The sequence below is a fragment of the Mycobacterium sp. E1386 genome (assembly GCF_001672745.1).
Taxonomy (GTDB): domain Bacteria; phylum Actinomycetota; class Actinomycetes; order Mycobacteriales; family Mycobacteriaceae; genus Mycobacterium.
Window position 1 is genome coordinate 1 of the sequence record NZ_LZKH01000037.1, and the last position, 24,861, is coordinate 24,861.

Consider the following 24,861-nt stretch of genomic DNA (forward strand, 5'->3'; position numbering starts at 1 on the left):
GCTGGGCGTGGTGCGCGACGGCCACCTGCTGCGCATCGGCGCACCCGAGGTGGATGCCGTCGAGGCCAACGACCGGCTGCTGTATATCCGCCAGGCGGGGCACTAGTGGCGATCGCAAGAGCGGCGGCGCCGGTCGCGGCGGATCGCCACGAAACGGGGCACTAGTGGGTATTGCGGACTTCCAGCTGCGGAACGTCCCGCTGCTGTCGCGTGTCGGCGCCGACCGGGCCGACCAGCTGCGCACCGACGTCGAAGCGGCCACCGCGGGTTGGGCGGACGCGGCGCTGCTGCGGGTGGACTCGCGCAGTCAGGTGCTCATCGCCGACGGCCGCGTGGTGCTCGGCGCCGCGGCCAAGCTGGCCGACAAGCCGCCGCCGGAAGCGGTGTTCCTCGGCCGCCTCGATGACGACCGCCACGTGTGGGCCATCCGGGGCGCGCTCGAGGCGCCGGAGGACCCGGATGTGCGCGCCGAGGTGGTGAACCTGCGCGGCCTCGGCGCGATCCTCGACGACACCAGCAGTCAGCTGGTGTCGTCCGCCGTCGCGCTGCTCAATTGGCATGACAGCGCGCGGTTCAGCTCGGTGGATGGCTCGCCGACGCGACCGGCCCGGGCGGGCTGGGCGCGGGTCAACCCGGTCACCGGCCACGAGGAGTTCCCGCGCATCGACCCAGCGGTGATCTGCCTGGTCCACGACGGCGGCGACCGCGCGGTGCTGGCCCGCCAGGCGGTGTGGCCGGAGCGGATGTTCTCGCTGCTGGCCGGATTCGTCGAGGCCGGCGAGTCGTTCGAAGTCTGCGTCGCGCGCGAGATCCGCGAGGAGATCGGCCTCACGGTGCGTGACGTGCGCTACCTGGGCAGCCAGCCGTGGCCGTTCCCGCGCTCGCTGATGGTCGGCTTCCACGCGGTCGCGGACCCGGGTGAGGACTTCTCGTTCAACGACGGCGAAATCGCCGAGGCGGCGTGGTTCACCCGCGACGAGGTGCGCGCGGCGCTGGCGGTCGGCGACTGGTCCAGCTCGGCGGACTCGAAACTGTTGCTGCCCGGGTCGATCTCGATCGCCCGCGTGATCATCGAATCCTGGGCCGCGCTCGACTGACCCGCCGCCGCTAGGCGCCGGTTTCGGCCAGCTTGGCCTTGACCTCGGCCGCGCTCGGGTTGGTCAGCGTCGACCCGTCGGCGAACTTCACCGTCGGAACCGTCCTGTTGCCGCCGTTGACCGAACCGACGAACTCCGCCGCCGCGGGGTCGTCTTCGATGTCGACCGCCTGATAAGCGATTCCGTTGGACTTCAACACGGTCATCAGGCGGTGGCAGTAGCCGCACCATGAAGTCGTGTAGACGGTGAGCGGGGCGTTGGTCATAGCTCGTTAACGTAGCCCGGGGACAACATGTTCCGCGCCGCGACCGCGGTACCGATACCGGCGACTCGCCGACGCGCGCCGTGCGGGGCCACGCTTTGTCGGCGACCGCTGTCAAGATGGACGCCATGCCGATGGTCGCCGACGCCTTGACCGCCGGACTGGACGACGAGCAGCGCGAGGCCGTGCTGGCTCCGCGCGGACCGGTCTGCGTGCTCGCGGGTGCCGGGACGGGCAAGACCCGCACCATCACGCACCGAATCGCGCAGCTGGTGGCGAACGGTCACGTGGCGGCCGGGCAGGTGCTGGCGGTCACCTTCACCCAGCGTGCGGCGGGGGAGATGCGTTCCCGGTTGCGGACGCTGGACGCCGCCGCGGGCACGGACACCGGCGTCGGCGGGGTACAGGCCCTGACATTTCACGCCGCGGCCCACCGGCAGCTGCGGTATTTCTGGCCGCGGGTGGTCGGCGACACCGGCTGGCAGCTGATGGACACCAAGTTCGCCGTGGTGGCGCGGGCGGCCAGCCGCTCCCGGATCAACGCCAGCACCGATGACGTCCGCGACCTGGCGGGGGAGATCGAGTGGGCCAAGGCGTCGCTGATCGGCCCCGAGGAGTACCCCGCCGCCGTCGCCGAGGCGGGGCGGGACATCCCGCTGGACGCCGCCCGCGTCGCGACCGTGTACGCCGCCTACGAGGCGCTCAAGGTCCGCGACGAGTCGGTGACGCTGCTCGATTTCGACGACCTGCTGCTGCACACCGCGGCCGCGATCGAAAACGATGCCGCCGTGGCCGACGAATTCCGGGGCCGCTACCGCTGCTTCGTCGTCGACGAATACCAGGACGTCACGCCGCTGCAGCAGCGGGTGCTGACGGCGTGGCTGGGCGACCGGGACGACCTGACCGTCGTCGGCGACGCCAACCAGACCATCTACTCGTTCACCGGCGCCTCGCCGCGGTTTCTGCTCGACTTTTCGCGGCGGTATCCCGACGCGACCGTGGTTCGCCTCGAGCGCGACTACCGCTCGACCCCGCAGGTGGTGTCGCTGGCCAACCAGGTGATCGCCGCGGCTCGCGGCCGGGTCGCCGGCAGCAAGCTGCACCTGTTGGGGCAGCGTCCGCCGGGTCCGGCGCCGTCGTTCCACGAATATTCCGACGAACCGGCCGAGGCCGCCGCGGTCGCCGCCTCGATCGCCCGGCTGATCGAGGCGGGCACGCCGCCGTCGGAGATCGCCGTGCTGTACCGGGTCAACGCGCAGTCCGAGGCCTACGAGGAGGCGCTGACCGAGGCGAGCATCCCCTATCAGGTCCGCGGCGGTGAAGGGTTCTTCACCCGGCAGGAGATCAAACAGGCGTTACTGGCGCTGCAGCGGGCCGCCGAGCGCGGCTCTGAACATGGCCTGGCGGGCCCGCTGCCCGCGGTCGTGCGGGCGGTCCTGGAACCGTTGGGGCTGACCGCCGAGCCGCCCGTCGGCGCCCGCGCCCGGGAGCGCTGGGAGGCGCTGACCGCGCTGGCCGAGCTCGGCGACGACGAGGTGGCGCAGCGCCCGCAGCTGGAGCTTCCGGGCCTGCTTGCCGAACTCCGGCTGCGCGCCGACGCGCGGCACCCACCGGTGGTGCAGGGCGTCACGCTGGCCTCGCTGCACGCCGCCAAGGGCCTGGAGTGGGACGCGGTGTTCTTGGTCGGGCTGGCCGACGGCACGCTGCCCATCTCACACGCGCTGGCGCACGGCCCCGAAAGCGAGGCCGTCGAGGAGGAGCGCCGGCTGCTCTACGTCGGAATCACCAGGGCGCGAATTCATTTGGCGCTCAGCTGGGCGCTGGCCCGCAGCCCCGGCGGGCGGCAGGGCCGCAGGCCGTCGCGATTTCTCAACGGCATCGCACCGCAAGCTCGCAACGACACCGCCCCGGGCAAGGCCCGGCGCAACCGCGGCGCCCCGGCGCGGTGCCGCATCTGCAACAAGGACCTGTCCACCCCGGCGGCGGTCATGCTCCGGCGCTGTGAAACGTGCGCCGCCGACGTCGACGAAGAGCTGCTGCTGCGGCTCAAGGCGTGGCGGCTGGACGTGGCCAAGGAGCAGAACGTGCCCGCGTATGTCGTCTTCACCGACAACACGCTGATCGCCATCGCCGAGCTGCGCCCCGGCGACGAGGACGCGCTGATCGCGATCCCCGGCATCGGCGCGCGCAAGCTGGAACAGTACGGGCCCGACGTGCTGGGGCTGGTGCGCGCCCGCTGACCGGTAAAGGCGCAGGTCAGAAAATCGGTTGTGGCGCTGGGCGGCGACCGTCTACCCTCGAAACCGCGTTCTGGCGTAACGGAAGGAGGGTGGCCACGATGATCAACGACGCGTTCGGTGTGGACGTGGCCGCCCCCGCGGCCGCGCTCAAGCATGCCGCTATGCCGGCGGCCGCGTTGAAGCATCGCGCCGCCGCCGCCGCGACGAACGCGTCCGTGCGACTCGAGGTCCACCGAATGGCCACGTAACTCCCCGGTTTTCACCGAATGGCCACGGACCCGAAGTCAAGGATCCGTGGCCACAGTTTTTGGGGCTCCAACGTTTTCAGCCCCGCTCCCTGGTCCGGATCACTCAAAGGAAGCCCCGACCAGGAAGCAGGTGAGCAGGACATGTCGGCACTGACAGTCCAAAGACCGCCGTCACCGGTCTTGCCGTGTCACAGCAACGACCCCGACCTGTGGTTCGCCGAGACGCCGGCCGACCTCGAGCGCGCCAAGGCCCTCTGCGCGGGCTGCCCGATCCGGCGCCAGTGCCTGGCGTCGGCGCTCGAGCGGGCCGAGCCCTGGGGTGTGTGGGGCGGCGAGATTCTCGACCGAGGCGCGATCCTGAGCTTCAAACGACCGCGCGGACGGCCCCGCAAAGACGGGGTCGCGGCCTAGACGATTGCGTTGTCCGGCTCGGCGAAGCCGGGGATCAGCTCCTCGGACAGCCGCTTGATCGGCACCCGCGCGTCCAGCTGGCACAGGATCGCGGCGACGGACGCGATGACACGCATCGGGATGGCCAGCTTGGGCGGCAGGTCCATCTGCCGGGCCGTCTTGATCTGCGACACCGACCGGTCGATCTGGCCCACCGTCATGCGCTGCAGCCACTTGCGCGTGTAGTGGAAGACGTCGACCTCGATGGGCTCGACGTACTGGCGCAGCATTTCGTCGATGTCGCGCACCGACACCTGCTGGCCCTTCTGGATGAAACCGACCTTCTCCATCGTCGGCAACAGCAGGTCGTAGTTCTTGTCGCGGGCCAGCCGAATCGTCATCCCGAGCTCGATGGGATAACCGCCGGGCAGGGGCGCGACGGCGCCGAAGTCGATGACGCCCATCCGGTCGTCGGGGAGCAGCATGAAGTTCCCCGGGTGGGCGTCGCCGTGCAGCATCCCCAGCCGGCGCGGCGCGTCGAAGGTGAGCTCGAGCAGGCGGGTGCCGATCAGGTCGCGCTGCTCACGGGTCCCGTTGCGGATGATCTCCGCCAGCGGCAACCCCTCGATCCACTCCTGCACCACGACCTTGGGCGCGCTGGCCACGACGTGCGGTATGACGAAGTGCGGGTGGCCCTCGTAGGCCTTGGCGAAGGCGCGCTGGTTGTCCGCCTCCAGCCGGTAGTCGAGCTCCATCTCGGTGCGCTCGATCAGCTCGTCGACGATGCCCTGGACGTCGGCGCCGGGCGCGAGCTGCTTGACCACGCCGACCAGCCGCTGCATGGTTTTCAGGTCGGCGCGCAGCGCCTCGTCCGCGCCCGGGTATTGGATCTTGACGGCGACGGCGCGCCCGTCGGCCCAGACCGCCTTGTGTACCTGGCCGATGCTGGCCGACGCAATGGGTTTGTCGTCGAAGGATTCGAACCGCTCGCGCCACTTGGTGCCCAGCTGGGCGTCGAGCACCCGGTGCACCTTGTGCGCGGGCAGCGGCGGCGCGTCCTTCTGCAGCTTGGTCAACGCCTCGCGGTAGGGCTCGCCGTACTCGTCCGGGATGGCGGCCTCCATCACCGACAAGGCCTGACCCACCTTCATCGCCCCGCCCTTGAGCTCGCCCAGGACGGTGAACAGCTGGTTGGCGGCTTTCTCCATCAGCTCGGCCTGGACTTCGTCCCTCGACTTGCCGGTCAGCCGCTTACCGAAGCCGAGCGCCGCCCGGCCGGCGAAGCCGACCGGGATGCTGGCCAGCTTCGCGTTCCGCGCCGCGCGGCCGCGTTTGATGTCTGCCACGTATCCATCATCCATGACGGCCGGTCCCGCTCGCGCTTGATCTTCACAACACTTATCGCCGGGCACCCGGCGGCGCCGCGCCCTAGGTTTGACCGTGCGGGTTGCACTGGGCGACCCACCGGAAGGCAGATCCGAAGGGCGGTATCGACCAGACCATGGCAGCAAAGCAATCGCAGCACGACGCCGCCGACTCCTTGTTCAGGGCGATCATCGAAACCCTGGACAAACATCGGACCGACCGCACCTTGAGCGCGGAGATCCTGCACCAGCTCGCGACGGCCTACGAGGCGGTGTCGACGAACGTCCCGGACCAGGGCCGGCTGGGCTGACCGCCCGCTTCAGCACGGGCACAACGGATGTCGGGTCCATCGCCGTGCGACGATCGCGCCGGCGTTGAGGTCGAATTCCAGCGTGGCGTTCAGCGTCTGGGGCGGGCCCGGGTCGGGCACCGTCCGCTGCTTGCGAACCGCCGCGATCACCCGGTTCACCTGGCTGAGCGCCAACGCGGCGGTCGCCAGCAACGTGGCCCGGTCGGCCACACCGACGGTTTCGCGCAGCTGCGCCGAGATGGCCGGCCACGCCGCGTCCCGGTCGCGCCGGTGGAGGTCGGCGCAGCCCAGGCAGCTGGTCGTGCCGGGGATGACCAGCGGACCGACCAGTCCGACGCCGTCGCGGACCCGCACCGGCAGGTGGGGGACGGCCTGCGTGTGCAGCTCGCGGACCATGCGGGGGTCGGCGACCAGGTAATCGGACAGCACCACCAGGTCGACGGCGGTGCCCGACACGGCGGCATGCGGCTGGCTGCTGTGGGCGACCCGGGCGCCCGAGCAGCGCAACGCCTCGACCAGCAGTTCCGAAAGCGGGCCGCGGCCGTGGATCCGGATGGACGGCGCCCGGCCGCGGGACTTCGCGCATTCTGTCGCGACGCCCGCACCGACCAACTGGGCAACCAAGTCCGTCAACCCGTCCGCGTCCCGCAGGCCGCGGTCGGCGCCCCGGCGCTGTAGCTCCGATAGCGGAGTCGGTGATCGCATGGACCGCAGCAGCGCGGCCAGCTCCGGCGCGGCCAGGCCGCCCGGCGGACGCACCAGTACGGCGCGGCGCGGATCCCAACCGACCTGAACGGCGCCGTCGGGCCGCAGCAGCACCGGCATGGCCGGGTCCAGCGCATAGGTAGAAAGGACGGCCGGTGGCACGGGTGCACTGTGGCACGCCTGCGGCGACCGGCTACGTCAGTTGTCCACAGGACCGGCGCCCGGGTCCTCCGGGTTCTCCTCGAGTTTGGCGATCGCCTCGTCGATGCCGCTGGTGTCGCCCCCGATGACCCGGTCGATGAAGCCGGCCGGGTCGTCGAGGTCCTCGGCGTCGGGCAGCAGATCGGGGTGTTGCCAGATGGCGTCGCGGGCGTCCACGCCGGCGGCCTCGGTGAGGCGCTCCCACAACGCGGCGGCTTCGCGCATCTTGCGGGGCCGCAGCTCCAGGCCCACCAGCGTGGCGAACGTCTGCTCGGCCGGGCCGCCGGTGGCGCGGCGGCGGCGCAGCGTCTCGCCGAGCGCGGCCGCCCCCGGAATCCGGTCGCCCAGGGCCGCGTTCACCACCACCTGCACCCAGCCTTCGATCAGCGCGAGCAGCGTCTCGAGGCGTTCCAGCGCCTGCGTCTGCGCGGGGGTCGCCTTGGGCTCGAAAACGCCCTGCCCCAAGAGGTTTTCGATGGCCGCCGGGTCGGACAGTGTTGCCGGGTTGAAGTCGCGGGCCAGCTCCTCGATTCCGCTCATGTCGATCTGCATGCCCATCGCGTAGGCCTCCACGGCGCCCAGCACCTGGCTCGACAGCCACGGCACGTGGCTGAACAGCCGGTGGTGGGCGGCCTCGCGGGCGGCGAGGAACGTCAGGATCTCACTGCGGGGCTGCTCGAGTCCGGCGGCGAACGACTCCAGGGCATCGGGCAGGATCGCGGCAACGCCCTTGGGCCCCAACGGCAGACCGATCTCGGTCGACGTCAGCACCTCGCGGGACAACCGGCCCAGCGCCTGCCCCAGCTGGGAGCCGAAGGCCATGCCGCCCATCTGCGACATCATCGCCATCAGCGGGCCGGCCATGCTCTTGGCCTCCTCGGGCAGCGACGACGCCCACACCGTCGAAATCTGTTGTGCCATCGGGTCACACAGCCGCTTCCAGGTTTCCAGGCTGTTGTCGACCCAGTCGGCCGGGGTCCAGCCCACCGCCTTGGTGGTGCCGGCGGGCAGCGCCGTGGCGCCGTCCAGCCAGGTCTCGGCGAGATGCACCGCGTCGGCGATCGCCGAGTGTGTCGTGGCCGGGATCGGCGCCACGAACCCGATCGAGTTGGTCGCCACCCGGCGCGCCAGTTCGTAGTTGACCGGGCCCGACTGTCCGCCGCCGGCCATCCCGGCGCCCGCGCCGCTGAGCATCTGACCCAGCTGGGTGAAGATCTGTCCGAGGTCGCCCATGCCGAACTCGCCGCCCATGCCGAATGCGCCGAACGGATCGGAGCCGCCAGAGCCCGAATTGGGATCTTTCTTCCCGGGTTTGTCGGGGTCTTCTCCAGAGGAGAAGCCGAAAGGCAGGTCAGCCATACCGTTAACGGTACTCACCACCGGAACGGGGTGGGCGATCTCGGGTCAGCTTGTGGCTGAACCCGGCGCGGCGGGCTCCGTCTAGTGTAATCGGCGTGAACAGGCGGATTCTGACCTTGATGGTCGCGCTGGTGCCGATCCTGGTCTTCGGCGTGCTGCTCGCGGTGGTGACGGTGCCGTTCGTCTCGCTGGGCCCCGGTCCCACCTTCGACACGCTCGGTGAGGTCGACGGCAAGCAGGTCGTGGCGATCGAGGGCACCCAGACGCATCCGACGACGGGACACCTGAACATGACCACGGTGTCCCAGCGCGACGAGCTGACGCTGGGCGAAGCGCTGACGCTGTGGCTCTCGGGTCAGGAACAGCTGGTTCCGCGCGACCTGATCTACCCGCCGGGCAAGTCGCGGGACGAGGTCGACAAGGCCAACAATGCGGACTTCAAGGACTCCGAGGACAGCGCGGAGTACGCCGCCCTGGGATATCTGAAGTACCCCGCCGCGGTGACGGTCGCCAGGGTCACCGATCCGGGTCCGTCGGCGGGCAAGCTGAAGGCCGGCGACGCCATTGACGCGGTCAACGGCACCCCGGTGGCCGACGTCGACCAGTTCACGGGATTGCTGAAGAGCACCAAACCCGGCCAAACCGTGACCATCGATTACCGACGCAAGAACGAGCCGGCCGGCGTCGCGCAAATTACGCTGGGCGCGAACAAGGATCGCGACTATGGCTTCCTGGGCGTCGCCGTGCTCACCGCGCCCTGGGCGCCCTTCGTCGTCGACTTCAACCTCGCCAACGTGGGCGGGCCGTCGGCGGGCCTGATGTTCAGCCTGGCGGTGGTCGACAAGCTGACCACCGGTGACCTGACCGGGTCGAAGTTCATCGCGGGAACCGGCACCATCTCCGCGGACGGGAAGGTGGGCCAGATCGGCGGCATCACGCACAAGATGGTCGCCGCGCACGCGGCGGGCGCCACCGTGTTCTTGGTGCCGGCCAAAAACTGCTACGAGGCGAACTCGGACAACCCGTCCGGGCTGCGCCTGGTGAAGGTCGAGACGCTCAGCCAGGCGGTCGACGCGCTGCACGCGGTCGCGTCGGGGGGCCAGGCACCAAGCTGCTGAAGCTCGGCCGGGATCGCGGGCCGCGCGATGCGTAGAGTTGTCACCGTCGATCAATCGAGCAGGGAGCGTAGCCAGTGGGGATGCGGCCCACCGCACGGATGCCGAAGCTGACTCGGCGTAGCCGGATTCTGATCCTGATCGCACTGGGTGTGATCGCTTTGCTGCTCGCCGGCCCGCGGCTGATCGACGCGTACGTGGACTGGCTGTGGTTCGGTGAGCTGGGCTACCGCTCGGTGTTCACGACCGTGCTCGTCACCCGGTTCGTGGTCTTTCTGGTGGCCGGCCTGCTGGTGGGCGGGATCGTGTTCGCCGGTCTCGCGGTGGCCTATCGGACCCGCCCGGTGTTCGTGCCGAGCAGTGACAACGATCCGGTGGCCCGGTACCGCGCCGTCGTCCTCTCCCGGCTGCGGCTGGTGGGGATCGGGGTGCCGGTCGCGATAGGCCTGCTGGCCGGCATCATCGCGCAAAGCTATTGGGTGCGCATCCAATTGTTCATGCACGGCGGCGACTTCGGCATCCGGGACCCGCAGTTCGGCAAGGACCTCGGGTTCTACGCGTTCGACCTGCCGTTCTACCGGCTGCTGCTCAGCTACCTGTTCGTGGCCGTGTTCCTGGCGTTCGTGGCCAACGTGTTGGCGCACTACATCTTTGGCGGGATCCGGCTCTCGGGCCGCACCGGCGCGCTGAGCCGTTCGGCCCGCATCCAGCTGGTCACCGTGGTGGGGCTGCTGGTGGTGCTCAAGGCGGTCGCGTACTGGCTGGACCGCTACGAGTTGCTGTCGCACACCCGCGGCGGTAAGCCGTTCACCGGCGCCGGGTACACCGACATCAACGCAGTGCTGCCGGCCAAGCTGATCCTCATGGCGATCGCGCTGATCTGCGCGGCCGCGGTGTTCTCCGCGGTGGTGCTGAAAGACCTGCGGATCCCCGCCATCGGCCTGGTGCTGTTGTTGCTTTCGTCGTTGATCGTGGGTGCCGGCTGGCCGTTGATCGTCGAGCAGATCAGCGTCAAACCCAATGCCGCGCAGAAGGAAAGCGAATACATCGGGCGCAGCATCACGGCGACCCGGCAGGCGTACGGGCTGACTTCGGACGTGGTCAGCTATCGCACGTACTCCGGTGACACGCAGGCCACCGCGCAGCAGGTGGCCGACGACCGGGCGACCACCTCCAACATCCGGTTGCTCGACCCGACCATCGTCAGCCCGGCGTTCACCCAGTTCCAGCAGGGCAAGAACTTCTACTACTTCCCCGACCAGTTGTCCATCGACCGCTACGTGGACCGCACCGGCGCGCTGCGCGACTATGTCGTCGCGGCCCGCGAACTCAATCCCGACCGGCTGATCGAGAACCAGCGGGACTGGATCAACCGGCACAGCGTCTACACGCACGGCAACGGCTTCATCGCGTCACCGGCCAACACGGTGCGCGGCGTCGCCAACGACCCCAACCAAAACGGTGGCTACCCCGAGTTTTTGGTCAACGTCGTCGGCGCCAACGGCAACGTGGTTTCTGACGGCCCGGCGCCGCTGGACCAGCCGCGCATCTACTACGGCCCGGTCATCTCCAGCGCGTCCGCCGACTACGCGATCGTCGGCCGCAACGGTGCCGACCGCGAATACGACTACGAGACCAGTGCGGAGACCAAGAACTACACCTACACGGGGTTGGGGGGCGTGCCCGTCGGGGACTGGCTGTCCCGCAGCGTGTTCGCCGCCAAGTTCGCGGAGCGAAACTTCTTGTTCTCCAACGTGATCGGCTCCAACAGCCGGATCCTGTTCAACCGTGACCCGGCGCGGCGGGTGGAGGCGGTGGCGCCGTGGCTGACCACCGACAGCTCCGTGTACCCGGCGATCGTCAACAAGCGACTGGTGTGGATCATCGACGGCTACACCACCCTGGACAACTACCCGTACTCCGAACTGACCTCGCTGGAATCGGCGACCGCCGACTCGAACGAGGTGGCGTTCAACAAGCTGGCGCCCAACAAGGACGTCTCCTACATCCGCAACTCGGTCAAGGCCACGGTGGATGCCTATGACGGGACCGTGACGCTGTACCAGCAGGACGAGCAGGACCCGGTGCTCAAGGCGTGGATGCAGGTCTTCCCCGGTACGGTCAAGCCGAAGAGCGACATCACCCCCGAACTCGCCGAGCATCTGCGCTATCCCGAGGACCTGTTCAAGGTGCAGCGGATGTTGCTGGCCAAGTATCACGTCAACGACCCGGTGACGTTCTTCTCCACGTCCGACTTCTGGGACGTGCCGCTGGACCCCAACCCGACCGCCAGCAGCTACCAGCCGCCCTATTACATCGTCGCGAAAAACATTGCGAAGAACGACAATTCGTCGTCATATCAGTTGACGAGCGCGATGAACAGGTTCAAGCGCGACTACCTGGCCGCCTACATCAGCGCCAGCTCCGACCCGGCGACCTACGGCAGGATCACCGTGCTGACCATCCCGGGTCAGGTCAACGGGCCGAAACTGGCGAACAACGCCATCACCACCGACCCGGCGGTGTCCCAGGACCTCGGTGTGATCGGGCGCGACAACCAGAACCGGATCCGCTGGGGCAACCTGCTCACCCTGCCGGTGGGCCAGGGCGGCCTGCTCTATGTCGAACCCGTCTACGCCTCCCCGGGGGCCAGCGACGCCGCCTCGTCGTACCCGCGGCTGATCCGGGTGGCGATGATGTACAACGACAAGATCGGCTACGGGCCCACGGTGCGCGACGCCCTGACCGGGTTGTTCGGTCCCGGCGCGGGTGCGGCCGCGACGGGCATTCAGCCGACCGATGCCGGGAACAACCCGCAGGCGGCCCCGCCCGTCACGCCGCCCACTCCGGCCGGTCCACCGGGGTCGCCGCCGCCCGCGGCGGTTCCGCCGGTCGCGGACGGGTCGGTGACGCTGTCTCCGGCCAAAGCCGCTGCGCTGCAAGAGATCCAGACGGCGCTGGGCGCGGCCAAGGACGCTCAGAAGAAGGGCGATTTCGCCGGTTACGGCGCCGCCCTGCAGCGGCTGGACGACGCGATCACCAAGTACAACAACACCAAATAGCTTGCCTTCGTGGTCTGCTGAGCCGCCCTGCGTTAACTGACTACCTGGCCAGACAAACAGATATTGGTTTCTCGGCACTCGGCATAGATCGGACGTGTTCGTGCGTTGCTATTACGGGGCGTGATCTCGTTGCCGGCAACGGCAGGCTAAAGGAGTCGATGGTGGGCCAGTCCGAAACGGATCGGATGACCGAGCCTATGGCCGGGGGTAGGCATGCGGGCGCGACGGGCGGCTCGTTTCGCCACGACGGTCGCGGCGTCATCGAGAGCGCATTTGAACTGCTGGAACACGTGGGTGCGTTGGAACCGGTGCGGCTGCTTGAGTTGGCGAATGCGAGCGGGATCCCGCGGGAGACGGTCCGTCGACTGCTGCAGCAGTTGATCGCCGTCGGGGCGGTCAGGCGTGACGGTACCCGCTACCGACTCGGCGCGAGCTTGTTGGGGTTGGGTTCGCGGGTGAGCCCGGAGCGGCAATTGCGCGTGGTCGCCCGGCGACCGATCGCCGAACTCGCGACCGCCACGGGGGCTGCGGTTCAGTTGTCTGCGGTGATCGGCGGGGAACCGGTGTTCCTGGACGCGGTGGACGCCCGCGTACCGGTGGGATTCACAGCCGAACCCGGAGCCAAGGTACCGTCGGGCACCGCGGCGGCGCGCGCCTATGCCGAATTAGGCCGTGCCGCACCAATAGTGGATGCCGGCGGCGTACACGCGAATCTCAGCTGTGTTGCCGTAGCGATTCCTCTCGGCGGCAATGCGGCGGCAGCCGTGTCGACTGTCATCGCCCAACGGCGCCCTCCGCTCGGACTGCTGGCTGCCACCAGGGCGACCGGGACCCGCATCGTCAGCCTCCTTCGCACGCCGTGAAAGGGTGACCGGCGGGAAAACCCACTGAGTGGGCACGGGCTGGCCGTGGCCCCCGTCGCTTCTTAACGTCACAAGTGTGACGGGAGATGCGGCCAAGAACGGCGCGGAAGTATTACTGGCGCAGCTGCAATCTCAGGGCGTGGACTGCATTTTCGCCTCTCCCATCGCCGTGATGGCGCCGGTGTGGGAAGCGCTTGCCCGGCGGGCCGATGACATGACGCTGCGCTACTTCCGATGTCGTCATGAGTTGCTTGCGGTAAGCCTGGCATCGGGCTACTACAAGGCCACCGGCCGAAGCCAGATCGTCTTCTTGCCGACATCACTGGGAGTTCAAAACGCGTCGATGGCGCTGAGCACCGCGCTGCAGGAGCGCACACCGATGACGGTGCTGTCGCCCGACACGCTGAGCTATGGCGATGACCCCGACGGGGATCCTGGTGCCGAATGGCCCTCACTGCTCACTGACCATGCTGGCCCGGCCCGCCATGGCGAAGTCGTCGTCAAGTGGGCGAAGCGCGCACGCACGCCTTCGGATCTGGTTCATGAACTCCGGCGCGCCTGCTTCATCGCCGAGTCCGTCCCAACGGGACCAACGTTGCTCGAGGTTCCATTTCAGTTGTTGATGGCCGACGGTCACCCTGAAGTCCCCGCCTGGGTTTCCCCGGCACCGATTGTCGCGACACCAGAACATATCGACCGAGTGGCCGAAATTCTCGTGGGCGCCACCAATCCCGTCATCATCACCGAACACGGCGGGCGCACCGACGCTGACCGCAACGCCCTAAAAGAAATTGCCGAGGCACTGTCGGCGCCCGTATTCGAATTCTGGAATCCCGCCTATCACAACTTCCCGCGGTCGCATCCGCTGTACGGGGCGGGGCCGGTGGAAGCGGTGTTGGGCGAAGCCGACGCCGTACTCCTGGCCGGCTGCAACGGACTATGGCACCCGCCAAATGCGGTGTTACGCCCAGGATGCGCCGTCATCCACCTCGAGCAAGACCCGCTGCGCCCGCGAGCCGCCTACTGGGGATACCCCACCACCGAGGCGGTCGCGGGCGACCTCTCGCTCAACCTGGCTGGCCTCGCGTCCAATCTGCGAACGCGGTCGGCTGCACGGGTCGAGGCCGGCGAGCGGTGGGCCGGCTTTACGCAGAGCATCCGCGCCCACGGCATCGAAGAGGCCCGCCAATTGGCCTCGCAGGCAACCGATTTCGTGCCAGCAACCAGCTTGTTCGGCGCGTTGCACGATGCGCTGCCCGAGGACGCGATCTGTGTCGATGAGATCACGTCTCAAGTGCCGCAGATGATTCAGTTCCTATACGCCCGCAAGCCTTTCCAGCAGTATCGCGGATGGGCCGGGGCGCTGGGCACCGGGCTGGGCACCGCGCTCGGCGTCAAACTGGCGCGCCCCGGTCAGCCGGTCGTCTGCATCGTCGGCGACGGGGCGTGGCACTACAATCCCGTTCCGGCTGCCCTCGGATTCGCAGAGGAACACGGCGCCCCGCTGTTCATCGTGCTGTGCAACAACCGGCAGTACGCATCCCAGACCCGGAATCTCCTCAAGTACTACCCCGATAGCGCCGCGGTCCGCGAAGCGAACTTCGTCGGCAACGTCATTGAGCCAATGCCCGACTACGTGAAGCAGGCCGAAGCCTACGGCGGCACGGGTGAACGCGTGCAGAAACCCGACGAGCTGGCCGGGGCGGTGAAGCGCGCCCTCGAAGCCGTCGCGTCCGGACAGACGTTCTTGCTCGACGTCATCGTCCAACCGTAGGAGCCAAATGAGTACGACCGATGCGATAGGCGCGGCCGCCGACGGTGTGCCGTTGATCTGGAACGGGGCGGTGCAACATCGTCCGGCTTTGATCGTGCGGGCCGAGTCACCGGGCGACGTACAGCAAACCATCCGTGTGGCGCGTGACCGAGGGATGCGGCTGTCGGTGCTCGGCGGCGGCCACGACTGGGCGGGTCGCGCTGTATGCGACGGCGGTCTGGTGATCGACATGTCCGGGATGCGAAGTGTCACTGTCGATAGCGGGGCCCGGGTCGCAACAGTGGGCGGGGGTGTCATCGCCGGCGACCTGATCGACGCGGTCGCGCCGTACGGGCTGGTCGCCGCTACCGGCAACTGCGGCGGCGTTGGCATCACCGGCCTGACACTCGGCGGGGGCTACGGACCGCTCAACGGGCGGTTCGGCCTTGCATCAGACAACCTGCTCGGCGCCGAGGTTGTCCTGGCGGATGGTCGGATCGTGAAGGCCGACGCGACTCATGAGCCGGAGCTTTTCTGGGCGCTGCGCGGTGGTGGCGGCAACTTCGGCGTGGTCACTTCCATGCGGGTGCAATTGCATCCGCTCGACCGGTTGATCGGCGGAATGATCCTGTTTCCGTGGTCGCAGGGCGCGACGGTGTGGCGTGGGCTGGATGAGGTGTTGTCGACGGCACCGGATGAGTGGACCGTGCTGAGTGGACTGATGTCGGGCCCGGACGGAAATCCGGCCGTTTTTCTAGCCCCGGCCTGGAGCGGCGATCTTCTTTCAGGCCAAGCCGCCGTCGATGCGCTCACTAAACTCGGAACGCCGCTGAGCGGTCAGGTCGCGCCCATGACGTACCGCGAATGGCTGAGCCTATTCGACGCATGGGATGTCCGTGGACAGTGCTGGGCGATCAACACTCGCACGATCGCGGGCTACACACCAGAGGTCATCGACGCGCTCCTCGAGATCGGCCGGACACTGACCCCGCCGCGCAGCGGCATCTCCATCCATCACTGTCATGGCGCGTCGACCCTCGTCGCCCCGGACCAGACCGCGTTCGCGAACCGCCGCCCACATTTCGTCGTCGAGATCATCGCCGGCTGGGAGGGCGGGGACAGCGTCCGTCATCGCGCCTGGGCCGACGCGGCCTCGGCCGCACTTGCCCCACACGCGCTTCCCGGCGGCTACGCCAACCTGCTCGTGCCCGGCGACCATGAGCAGATCGCAAATGCTTACGGCGAGAACGCCATTCGACTCGTCGCCGCCAAGAAACACTACGACCCCGATGGCGTTTTCACCGCCATTCCACTTCCCGGCGTAAGCGAGGGCAAGAGATCAAATGCCGTACATCGCCGATAGTCCGCCGAGACCGAGCCGGAAGTTCCCGCCGGTCGCTTCTTGAAGCTCCCATGCGGTGGCCGCCGCGATGGAGGTGCTGCGCGGGCCAAGTCACCGCCCTGTCCAGCGGCTGCGGGACCGCCATCACATCAATGTGCATGACGGATCAGTATTTCCCCGTCATTCAGCAGCGGGACGCGGTCCGGAATCTGTCCCGGTACGCCTTCGGCGAGACGCCGAGCTGGTCGACGAATACCCGGCGGAGGCTTTCGGTGCTACCGAACCCGGCAAGGCGCGCCGTGTCGGCGACGCTGCGCCCGGCGTCGAGCGCGGCACGCGCGGCGTCGATGCGCACCATCTCGACGTAGCGGGCCGGCGTGGTGCCGAATTCGGACTGGAAAAGCCGGGTAAGCTGCCGCGTACTCAAGGACGCCTGGGCGGCAAGCGTTTTCACGCTGTGATTGGCCGCCGGGTCGGCCGAGATCGCTTCGGTGACCTTGCGCAGCGGGGACTGGGGCGGGGGTTCGGCCTCGACCAGCACCGAGAATTGCGACTGGCCGCCCGCCCGCTTGAGATAGACAACCAACCATCGGGCCACTTCGCGGACCAGCTCGGTGCCGTGATCCATCTCGACGAGCGCCAGCGCCAGGTCGATGCCCGACGACACCCCGGCCGAGGTGAACACGTCGCCGTCGCGGACGAAAAGCGCGTCCGGCTCGACGGCGACGTCGGGAAAAGCGCGGGCGAACAACCGGGCTTCATGCCAATGCGTGGTGGCGCGCCGGCCGTTGAGCAGGCCGGCCTGCGCCAGGATGAACGAGCCCGTGCAAATCGAGGCCAGTCGTCGGGTCCGCTCCGCGGCCGACTTGACCGCGTCGACAAGCGCGGGATCGATCGCCCGCCGCGGCAGGTTGTCGCTGCCGGCGACCATGATGATGTCGGCCGACTCGATCGACGAAAGCGCGTCCGTGACGCCCAACCGGGCGCCGATCGAGGTCGTGACGTCGCGGCCGTCCACCGATGCGATCTTTATGTGATAGTCGGCACCGAATCGGTTGGCTTCGGCGAATACCTCGCCCGCTCCCGCGACGTCCAGCATCGTCACGTCGTCGAAGACGACGATGACCACAACCCGCGACCGCACACCGGCTTCAGCCACGGTCCCATTGTCGCAATCTGTGGGAAAGATGTCGCACCGGCCCGCGGTGACCGGCTAGCGATTGACGATCGCGTCGCGTTCTGTGGTGAAGACGGCTCAAAAGCCCCAGGTGCTCACAGCCGGACGCCCGGAGACTAACAGCCAGTATCGCCCAACTCAGGAGGTTGATCGTGGTCACCCAGCCGATCGAAGCCATCGCCGACATCGTCGTCCCGGACACCAAGCTGGTGCGCGAGGTCACCGACTACATACGCGACGCCGAAGACGATCTGCTCTTCGACCATTCCCGCCGGGTATTCCTGTTCGGTGTGCTGCAGGGCCGGCGCCGGGGACTGCAGCCGGACCTCGAATTGCTATACGCCGGGGCGATGTTTCACGATTTGGGACTCACCGATCGCTACCGCACCTCCACTCTGCGCTTCGAGGTGGACAGCGCCAACGCGGCGCGTGATTTCCTGTTGGAACGCGGGGTCGACCAGGCCGACGCCGACAAGGTGTGGCTGGGCATCGCGCTGCACACCACGCCCGACATCCCCGAATTCCTCGAACCCGAAATCGCCTTGGTCACAACGGGTGTCGAAACCGACGTGCTGGGCATCGGCCGCGAGGACCTGTCTCCCGACGCAATCGCCGCCGTGACGGCCGCCCATCCGCGGCCGGACTTCAAGCGGCGCATCCTGGCGGCCTTCAACGACGGCATGAAGCACCGCCCGCACACCACGTTCGGCACGGTGAATGCGGATGTGCTGCAACACTTCGACCCGGCGTTCCGGCGTGACAACTTCGTGGAGATCATCCTCGACAACTCATGGCCCGAATAGGCGCCGCCGGCTCGGTGGGTGATGTCGCGAACTGTTCCGCCCGTCGACGATGCTGCGGATCCGCGAAAGCGGTTGTAATCAACGAGATAAGGACACCATGCAACGAAGCGAGAACGACGCCTGCGATCTGGCCACGAGCGTGAGCGCCACCCGACACGATCACGGTGCCTAAGGACGCGTTGAGAACACATGTCGACTTACGTGCTGATTCCCGGTGCCTGGCACGGAGCCTGGTCGTGGCGGCCGGTCGTCGAGCGGCTTCGCGCGGCGGTCACCGGGTGATCACGTTGATGCTGCCCGGAATGAATGACGGTGATAACCCCTGGGGTTATCAGGCGGGGTCCGGCCCATCGTGGTTGCCGGGACGCACAACGGATTGCTCACCCACCCCGACGAGGTGGCTAAGGCAATCCTCGCCGCTTGACCGGCCGCCTGAATACGCCGCCGACGTCAGATTCTGTGGGAAAGACGGCCGGAACGGCACCGGTGAATGTTTGTGCCGCGCCGCAAGATGGAGGCAGCCAGCGAAGGAGGAGCGATCATGGCAATCCAGTCCATCGAAACCATTGCCGGCATCGTCATCCCCGACACGGCAGTCGTCCGGGACGCAACCGACTTCATTCGCGGCGCCGAAGACGACGTGCTCTTCCACCATTCCCGGCGCGTGTTCCTGTTCGGCGCGCTGCATGGGCGCCGCCTCGGCCTGGTTCCGGACCCGGAACTGCTGTACGTGGGCGCGATGTTCCACGACCTCGGCCTCACGGCGCGCTACGGCTCCTCGAGCCAGCGCTTCGAGATGGACGGCGCCGACGCTGCGCGCGATTTCCTGCTCGAGCGCGGCGTGGAAAAGTCCGAGGCCGACAAGGTGTGGCTCGGCATCGCCCTGCACTCGACGCCCGAAGTTCCCGCACGTCTTTGCCCCGAAACCGCCTTGCTTGCAGCCGGTGTCAAGACCGACGTGGTCGGCGTGGGCCGCGACGACCTGGCCCCGGACGCCGTCGACGCGGTGATCGCCGCCCACCCACGTCCCGACTTCAAGAACCGCATCCTTGCGGCTTTCAACGACGGGATGAAGCATCGTCCGGACACCACCTTCGGCACGATGAACGACGACGTGCTGGCGCACTTCGATCCCACGTTCAAGCGGGGGAACATGGTCGACTTCATTCTCGGCAGCAGCTGGCCCGAATAGCCGAAAGGAGCAGACAAATGGAGATCCACGAGGCGCTGTACACCACCAGGATGATGCGGCGGTTGCGGCCGGACCCGGTTCCGCTGGACGTGCAGGCGCGCATCCTCGACGCGGCCGTTCGCGCGCCCAACGGCGGCAACACGCAACGCTGGCACTTTGTGGCCGTTGACGATCCGGACCTGATTCGCGAGTTCGCCCAGCTGTTCCGCCAGGCCCGCGCCCTCGAATACGAGAAGTTCCGCACGGGGCAGGGACCGATGGTAGTGCCGGGGCCCGGCGCTGACCCGGCCGCGCACGCCGAGACGATGCGCCGAATCAAGGGCTCGGGGGATTACCTGGCCGACCATTTCGAAGAGGTTCCCCTGTTGCTTTTCGTCTTCGCCATCGACGACCTGGGCGGCGCCAACATCTACCCGGCGATCTGGAGTGTGTTGCTGGCCGCCCGTGCCGAGGGCGTCGGCGGCGTCATGACGATGGTGCTCAACAACTTCCGGGACAAGGTCAACGAGTTGCTGGGCGTGCCCGTCGAGGAAGGCTGGAAGATGTCGGCCATGCTGACGCTCGGCTACCCGCGGGGAAAGTGGGGCGTGGCAGCCAATCGCCGCCCCGTGCACGAGGTTTCGTCCCGGAACCGATGGGACGCGCCATTCGGTGTCGAGGTGCCGCAACCGCTGTGGTCGCCTCAAGAGGTCCCGCGGACCGGATTGGCCGCGGTCGGATAGTGGTGCGGCGGAACCATTCCGCCGCCGGGAGCGAGAGGACAGCGTGACATCAGCTAACAGTGCGGACGCGTTGGAAGTCTTCGGACCCGTCGTGGAATTCATGACCCCACCGGACGAAGATCAGTTGTGCGTCATGCGCGCGGTCATCCCGCCCGGGGTGTTGGTCCCGCTCCACAGTCACAACGACTTCGAGGATTTCTACATCCTGGCGGGCAGCCACCAGGTACTTGTCGAGGTCGGCGGCGGCCTTCAATGGCGCGATGCTCAGGCCGGAGAGTACGTTCGGGTGCCGGGCGACGTCCCGCACGCGCACCGCAACGTCTCGCGCGAACCCGCCGTCGACTTGATCATCACGACAGCGCGCATGGGCCGGTTTTTTCGTGAGGTCGGGCGGCCCGTGGGCTCCGCGCCACCGACCACCCGGGAGGTGGCGCGCTTCGTCGAGGTTGCGGCGCGTTACGGCTACCGGTTGGCGACGCCGGACGAAAACGCTGCGGTCGGCATCACCGTGCCCACGTTCTCGGGGTGACGGGGCGCGAAACAAGGGGCGTGGCTGCGCAAGTGGAAATCGGTATAACAGGTCCGGGAGGTGGGTCACCAGGCCGGTTCGGGAAACCGCTTCCACTACCGTAGGAAGGCGGAGTCTTCGCACCAGATACGGTTTACCGGCCAGCGATGCAGTGGTATAGCGTCGGGTCGTGCCTATCCCGATTGAGGTCGCGGGGTAAGCGGAGTCGTGGAGCTTATCGGCCGGCAAGCCGAAACGGCGGTTCTCGACCAGCTTGTCCAGGCGATATCCGCCGGGGAGAGCCGCGCGCTGCTGATCTACGGCGAAGCGGGTGTTGGAAAGTCCGCGCTACTGGACTACCTGGAGGCGAAGGCTTCACGCTGCAGTGTGATACGTGCGGCCGGTGTCCAGTCCGAGATGGAACTGGCCTTCGCTGCGCTGCATCAACTGTGCGGGCCGCTGCTCGACCACCTCGAGCGCCTTCCCGGGCCGCAGCGTGAGGCGCTGCAGACGGCGTTCGGCATTATCGCCGGACCGCCACCGGACCGGTTTCTGGTCGGATTGGCATTTTTGAGCATGCTCTCCGAGGCGGCGGACGAGCGGCCGTTGGTCTGCCTGGTCGATGACGAGCAGTGGCTTGACCGTGCGTCCGCTCAGGTGCTTTCGTTCGTGGCTCGGCGTCTGCTCGCGGAATCCGTCGGATTGGTCTTTGCCGCGCGAGTTCCGAGCCGTGATCTCGCCGGGTTGCCACACCTCGCGGTGGGTGGTCTGGCGGATCCTGAGGCCCGTGCGCTTTTGGACACGGTGCTGACCGGGCCGTTGGATGCGAAGGTGCGCGATCAGATCGTCGCCGAGACGCACGGCAATCCACTGGCATTGGTGGAGCTGCCGCGCGGACTGAGTAACCAGGAACTGGCGGGCGGATTCGGACTGCCCAGGGCCGCAAGGCTTTCCGGAACCGTCGAGGAAAGCTTTCGTCGGCGCATCAGTGCCATGCCAGATCCGACCCGCGAGCTGTTGCTTGTTGTGGCCGCGGAGCCGACCGGTGATCCGGCGTTGATTTGGCCGGCCGCGGCACAGCTGGGGATCGGCACCGACGCCGCAACGCCCGCGGTCGATGCCGGCCTGGTGGAGCTCGGCGCGCGGCTGTGGTTCCGGCACCCGCTAGCCCGTTCGGCGGCTTACCACTCGGCGTCGCTGTTGCGACGACAACGGGTCCACCGGGCCCTCGCCGGTGTCACGGATCCGGGGTCGGATCCAGACCGATGCGCCTGGCATCTGGCTCACGCCACGGCCAAGCCGGACGAGCACGTAGCGGCCGAGCTGCTTCGTTCCGCCGATCGGGCGCGCGCGCGTGGCGGCGTGGCCGCCGCGGCGGCCTTTCTTGAGCGCGCCACGGTTTTAACCGTCGACCCGGCCCAGCGAGCACAGCGGGCGCTCGACGCCGCGGCGGCCAAGGTCGAAGCCGGGGCATTCGACGCTGCGCTGGACTTGATTGCTCGGGCCGAGGCCGGGCCCTTGAACGACTTCCAGCGTGCACGCGTCGACCTGGTCCGCGCTCAGTTGGCCTTCGTCACCAACCGCGGCAGTGATGCGCCGCCGCTGCTGCTGAAGGCCGCCAAACAGCTCGAACGAATCAACTTAGCGCTTTCGCGCGCAACGTATCTGGAAGCAACGTCGGCGGCGATGTTCTCCGGTCGGTTGGCGGCCGATTGCGGGGTCGTGGACGTGGCCCGCGCCGCCGCGGCATCGCCGCGGCCGCCGATGCCGCGACCGTCCGACTTGCTGCTCGACGGCTACGTCGCACGCTTCACCGACCGGTACGCGGTGGCGGTGCCGATCTTGCGCCGCGCGGTCAGTGCCGCCCTCGCGTCGTCGGGCGAGGCGCTGCGCATTTTTTGGCTGGCTAGCATCGCCGCGCTGGACCTCTGGGATGACAAGAGCTGGGAGCTGCTCTCGGAGAGGCACGTCGAGGTCGCCCGCACCACCGGCGTGTTGACGGAACTGCCGCTCGCTTTGAGCATGCGAGCGATATTGCTTCAATTCGCCGGGGAACTGACGGCCGCGGAGGCGCTTGTGCAGGAAGTGCGGGTGGTGACCGAGGCGACCGGCGCCGGGCTCGCGCCTTACGGCGCCCTGCTGCAGGCCGCATTTCGCGGCGACCGGGCCGAGGTGTCTGCGCTCGTCGAATCGACGACGAAAGACGTTACGCGCCGCGGTGAAGGTATCGGGTTAGCCGTAGGCGAGCGCGCGGAAGCGGTGCTCAACAATGGAATTGGAAACTACAAGGTGGCGATGGCCGCAGCGCACTGCGCGGTCAAACATCCAGCGGACCTGGGCGCATCGCCGTGGTGCCTGGTCGAGCTCGTCGAGGCAGCGATGCGCTGCGGCAGGGCCGACATCGCGACCGACGCCCTTGCTCGCCTTACGGAGATGACGGATGCCTGCGGAACCGATTGGGCGCTGGGTGTCCAAGCACGTTCGCGCGCGCTGCTTTCCGATGGTGCCGAGGCCGAGCGCCAGTACCTAGACGCGATCGCGCGGCTCGGGCGCACCCGCATTCGTGCGGAACTTGCCCGCGCTCATCTGCTGTACGGCGAATGGTTGCGTCGCGAGCGCCGTCGCACCGATGCTCGGGCGCAGCTGCGAATCGCGCACGGCATGCTCGACGCCATGGGAATGGAGGCTTTCGCCGAGCGGGCCGGCCGCGAGCTGCAGGCCACGGGGGAGACCGCGCGCAAACGCACGACAGCTTCCGCCGATGGAGAACAGCTGACAGCGCAGGAAGCCCAGATCGCGCGGTTGGCCCGCGACGGGCTGTCGAACCCCGAGATCGGCGCGCGGCTATTCATCAGCGCTCGGACCGTTCAACACCACCTGCGGCAAGTGTTTACGAAGCTGGACATCAGTTCACGCAGCCAGCTCGATCGCGTCCTTTGATTCGCCGTCGACGGGTAACCGCGCTGTGTGCAGTGGGCTGGAGGCTCGGATAGCGTTGGTTCTGTGTCGCGGTGCGAGGGCACGGAGTTGAGGCTGATAGGTCGCCACGCCGAGTGTGGTGCTCTCGGTCGACTGGTGGCCGCGGTGTGCGACGGTGAGAGCCGGGCCCTGGTGGTGCATGGTGAGGCGGGTGTCGGCAAAACGGCGCTCTTGGAGTACCTGGCCGGGCAGGCGTCGGGCTGCAAGGTTGTGCACGCCGCCGGGATTCAGTCGGAGATGGAGCTGGCGTTCGCCGGGTTGCACCAGCTCTGCGCGCCCATGCTCGATCGACTGGCGCGCCTACCAGCGCCGCAGCGAGAAGCCCTGGAGACCGCATTCGGCATGAGCACCGGGTCGGCGCCGGACCAGTTCCTTCTCGGCCTGTCCGTCCTGAGCTTGCTGTCGGACGTGGCCGAGGAACAGCCGCTGCTGTGCCTGATCGACGATCAGCAGTGGCTGGACCGCGCCTCGTCGCAGATCTTTGCGTTCGTCGCCCGCCGCCTCGGCGCGGAAGCGGTTGGCGTTGTCTTCGCGACCCGAGTGCCCGGGGTGGAATTGGCCGGCCTGCCGGAGCTGGTCGTCAGCGGTCTGCCGAAAGGAGACGCGCGTGCGCTCCTGGACTCGGCATTGCCGGGGTCGTTGGACGGGCGGGTGCGCGATCAAATCGTCGCTGAGACGCGCGGCAACCCGCTGGCCTTGATGGAGCTGCCTCGCCGCATGACCTCGGCAGAACTGGCCGGGGGTTTCGGGCTGCCGGCAGCGGCGCCCCTTGCCGGTGCCGTCGAGGAGAGCTTCCGCCGTCGCCACGCCGTATTGCCCGCCGACGCCCAACTCCTGCTTCTGCTCGCAGCCCCGGATCGAGCGTCAACCGCGCGGCGCGTTCGAGGAACGCCGCCGCCGCGGCAAGCCCACCCCGCGCCCGTACCTGGTCGGCGCAGTGCTCCAGCTCCTCGGCGATCTCCTCGTCCGGGCCGGGAGCGGCCTCGGCGAGGTGCCAAACCCGGCGGTCGCGATCGAGTGTCGGATGGGTAACTGCCGCGAGTGCGCCGTGGACCACTCGGCGCTCGGCCGGCGACGCCGACCAGTAGGTCGCTGAGCGAGCCAAGGGGTGCCGGAAACGCACCTGGGTGCCGATCTCGGCCAGACCCGCGTCGCCGGCCGAGCGCCG

General features: G+C 68.1%; 22 protein-coding genes. 17 read left to right on the top strand and 5 right to left on the bottom strand.

All coding sequences use genetic code 11. The annotated features are described in order from the left end of the window. A partial coding sequence (locus tag A5709_RS28680) for a hypothetical protein (RefSeq protein WP_231986884.1) occupies positions 1–106 on the top strand: 106 nt, incomplete at its 5' end. 58 nt (positions 107–164) lie between these two features. Continuing rightward, positions 165–1,097: an NAD(+) diphosphatase gene (gene nudC / locus A5709_RS04140; protein ID WP_068118202.1), complete on the top strand. Its 933-nt coding sequence runs from the start codon at positions 165–167 to the stop codon at positions 1,095–1,097. 10 nt (positions 1,098–1,107) lie between these two features. On the opposite strand, the gene mrx1 is transcribed toward nudC, so the two are convergent. Further along, positions 1,108–1,362, bottom strand: coding sequence for a mycoredoxin Mrx1 (gene mrx1 / locus A5709_RS04145; RefSeq protein WP_067945981.1), 255 nt, complete (start codon positions 1,360–1,362; stop codon positions 1,108–1,110). Between the two features lie 125 nt (positions 1,363–1,487). Here mrx1 and A5709_RS04150 point away from each other — a divergent pair, with 125 nt between their 5' ends. From A5709_RS04150 to A5709_RS04155, 3 genes are all read left to right on the top strand, one after another. After that, complete coding sequence (locus A5709_RS04150; RefSeq protein ID WP_197520071.1) at positions 1,488–3,599, top strand: ATP-dependent DNA helicase UvrD2; 2,112 nt, start codon at positions 1,488–1,490, stop codon at positions 3,597–3,599. A 98-nt stretch (positions 3,600–3,697) separates the two neighbouring features. Further along, positions 3,698–3,847 carry a hypothetical protein gene (locus A5709_RS28345; RefSeq protein WP_197501055.1) on the top strand — a complete coding sequence of 50 codons (150 nt, stop codon included), beginning with the start codon at positions 3,698–3,700 and terminating at the stop codon, positions 3,845–3,847. A 141-nt stretch (positions 3,848–3,988) separates the two neighbouring features. Beyond that, complete coding sequence (locus A5709_RS04155) at positions 3,989–4,258, top strand: WhiB family transcriptional regulator (protein WP_067945983.1); 270 nt, start codon at positions 3,989–3,991, stop codon at positions 4,256–4,258. On the opposite strand, the gene A5709_RS04160 is transcribed toward A5709_RS04155, so the two are convergent. Further along, complete coding sequence (locus A5709_RS04160; protein WP_068011535.1) at positions 4,255–5,598, bottom strand: AarF/ABC1/UbiB kinase family protein; 1,344 nt, start codon at positions 5,596–5,598, stop codon at positions 4,255–4,257. The genes A5709_RS04155 and A5709_RS04160 overlap by 4 nt on opposite strands. A 140-nt stretch (positions 5,599–5,738) precedes the next feature. On the opposite strand from A5709_RS04160, the gene A5709_RS28350 reads away from it, so the two are divergent. Next, a complete protein-coding gene (locus tag A5709_RS28350) occupies positions 5,739–5,912 on the top strand; it encodes a hypothetical protein (RefSeq protein WP_197501048.1) in 174 nt (57 codons plus the stop codon). Positions 5,913–5,921: 9 nt separating this feature from the next. On the opposite strand, the gene A5709_RS04170 is transcribed toward A5709_RS28350, so the two are convergent. Together A5709_RS04170 and A5709_RS04175 are read right to left on the bottom strand one after the other, a co-directional pair. Then, on the bottom strand, positions 5,922–6,737 hold the full coding sequence (locus tag A5709_RS04170) for a TOMM precursor leader peptide-binding protein (RefSeq protein WP_068118205.1): 816 nt from the start codon (positions 6,735–6,737) through the stop codon (positions 5,922–5,924). Positions 6,738–6,815: 78 nt separating this feature from the next. Next, the gene (locus A5709_RS04175) at positions 6,816–8,195 is read right to left on the bottom strand and encodes a zinc-dependent metalloprotease (protein ID WP_197501049.1); all 1,380 of its coding nucleotides are present in this window, start codon (positions 8,193–8,195) and stop codon (positions 6,816–6,818) included. A 77-nt stretch (positions 8,196–8,272) separates the two neighbouring features. On the opposite strand from A5709_RS04175, the gene A5709_RS04180 reads away from it, so the two are divergent. The 5 genes from A5709_RS04180 to A5709_RS04200 all read left to right on the top strand — a co-directional run bounded on the left by A5709_RS04180 (position 8,273) and on the right by A5709_RS04200 (position 16,333). Continuing rightward, complete coding sequence (locus A5709_RS04180) at positions 8,273–9,295, top strand: PDZ domain-containing protein (protein ID WP_067945992.1); 1,023 nt, start codon at positions 8,273–8,275, stop codon at positions 9,293–9,295. Positions 9,296–9,369: 74 nt separating this feature from the next. Further along, entirely contained in the window at positions 9,370–12,354 is a 2,985-nt protein-coding gene (locus A5709_RS04185; protein ID WP_068118208.1) for a UPF0182 family protein, read from the top strand. A gap of 161 nt (positions 12,355–12,515) precedes the next feature. Further along, positions 12,516–13,217 carry a helix-turn-helix domain-containing protein gene (locus A5709_RS04190; RefSeq protein WP_197501050.1) on the top strand — a complete coding sequence of 234 codons (702 nt, stop codon included), beginning with the start codon at positions 12,516–12,518 and terminating at the stop codon, positions 13,215–13,217. A 76-nt stretch (positions 13,218–13,293) separates the two neighbouring features. Further along, positions 13,294–14,991, top strand: coding sequence for a thiamine pyrophosphate-dependent enzyme (locus A5709_RS04195; protein ID WP_068011539.1), 1,698 nt, complete (start codon positions 13,294–13,296; stop codon positions 14,989–14,991). Between the two features lie 52 nt (positions 14,992–15,043). Then, positions 15,044–16,333 (top strand): FAD-dependent oxidoreductase, encoded by a 1,290-nt coding sequence (locus A5709_RS04200; RefSeq protein WP_197520072.1) that lies wholly within the window; start codon positions 15,044–15,046, stop codon positions 16,331–16,333. 163 nt (positions 16,334–16,496) lie between these two features. Here the strand turns inward: A5709_RS04200 and A5709_RS04205 are convergent, their stop codons facing one another. Beyond that, positions 16,497–17,411, bottom strand: a complete 915-nt coding sequence (locus tag A5709_RS04205; protein ID WP_067945908.1) for a GlxA family transcriptional regulator — start codon at positions 17,409–17,411, stop codon at positions 16,497–16,499. Between the two features lie 230 nt (positions 17,412–17,641). Here A5709_RS04205 and A5709_RS04210 point away from each other — a divergent pair, with 230 nt between their 5' ends. From A5709_RS04210 to A5709_RS04235, 6 genes are all read left to right on the top strand, one after another. Then, entirely contained in the window at positions 17,642–18,292 is a 651-nt protein-coding gene (locus A5709_RS04210) for an HD domain-containing protein (RefSeq protein WP_068093869.1), read from the top strand. 541 nt (positions 18,293–18,833) lie between these two features. Then, positions 18,834–19,484, top strand: coding sequence for an HD domain-containing protein (locus tag A5709_RS04215; protein ID WP_068118214.1), 651 nt, complete (start codon positions 18,834–18,836; stop codon positions 19,482–19,484). 17 nt (positions 19,485–19,501) lie between these two features. Beyond that, positions 19,502–20,206, top strand: coding sequence for a nitroreductase family protein (locus A5709_RS04220; RefSeq protein WP_067945853.1), 705 nt, complete (start codon positions 19,502–19,504; stop codon positions 20,204–20,206). A gap of 43 nt (positions 20,207–20,249) precedes the next feature. After that, entirely contained in the window at positions 20,250–20,735 is a 486-nt protein-coding gene (locus A5709_RS04225; RefSeq protein WP_068093837.1) for a cupin domain-containing protein, read from the top strand. Positions 20,736–20,942: 207 nt separating this feature from the next. Further along, the gene (locus A5709_RS04230) at positions 20,943–23,654 is read left to right on the top strand and encodes an AAA family ATPase (RefSeq protein ID WP_197516314.1); all 2,712 of its coding nucleotides are present in this window, start codon (positions 20,943–20,945) and stop codon (positions 23,652–23,654) included. 63 nt (positions 23,655–23,717) lie between these two features. Continuing rightward, positions 23,718–24,725 (top strand): AAA family ATPase, encoded by a 1,008-nt coding sequence (locus tag A5709_RS04235; protein ID WP_369827249.1) that lies wholly within the window; start codon positions 23,718–23,720, stop codon positions 24,723–24,725. Positions 24,726–24,861: the final 136 nt, after the last annotated feature.

What these genes read in the sequence shown, in the direction of transcription:
- A5709_RS04160 (WP_068011535.1), bottom strand. Translation starts at nt 5,598, where the DNA reads ATGGATGATGGATACGTGGCAGACATCAAACGCGGCCGCGCGGCGCGG.
- A5709_RS28350 (WP_197501048.1), top strand. Translation starts at nt 5,739, where the DNA reads ATGGCAGCAAAGCAATCGCAGCACGACGCCGCCGACTCCTTGTTCAGG.
- A5709_RS04170 (WP_068118205.1), bottom strand. Translation starts at nt 6,737, where the DNA reads ATGCCGGTGCTGCTGCGGCCCGACGGCGCCGTTCAGGTCGGTTGGGAT.
- A5709_RS04155 (WP_067945983.1), top strand. Translation starts at nt 3,989, where the DNA reads ATGTCGGCACTGACAGTCCAAAGACCGCCGTCACCGGTCTTGCCGTGT.
- A5709_RS04150 (WP_197520071.1), top strand. Translation starts at nt 1,488, where the DNA reads ATGCCGATGGTCGCCGACGCCTTGACCGCCGGACTGGACGACGAGCAG.
- A5709_RS28345 (WP_197501055.1), top strand. Translation starts at nt 3,698, where the DNA reads ATGATCAACGACGCGTTCGGTGTGGACGTGGCCGCCCCCGCGGCCGCG.
- A5709_RS04220 (WP_067945853.1), top strand. Translation starts at nt 19,502, where the DNA reads ATGGAGATCCACGAGGCGCTGTACACCACCAGGATGATGCGGCGGTTG.
- mrx1 (WP_067945981.1), bottom strand. Translation starts at nt 1,362, where the DNA reads ATGACCAACGCCCCGCTCACCGTCTACACGACTTCATGGTGCGGCTAC.
- A5709_RS04205 (WP_067945908.1), bottom strand. Translation starts at nt 17,411, where the DNA reads ATGCTGGACGTCGCGGGAGCGGGCGAGGTATTCGCCGAAGCCAACCGA.
- A5709_RS04215 (WP_068118214.1), top strand. Translation starts at nt 18,834, where the DNA reads ATGGCAATCCAGTCCATCGAAACCATTGCCGGCATCGTCATCCCCGAC.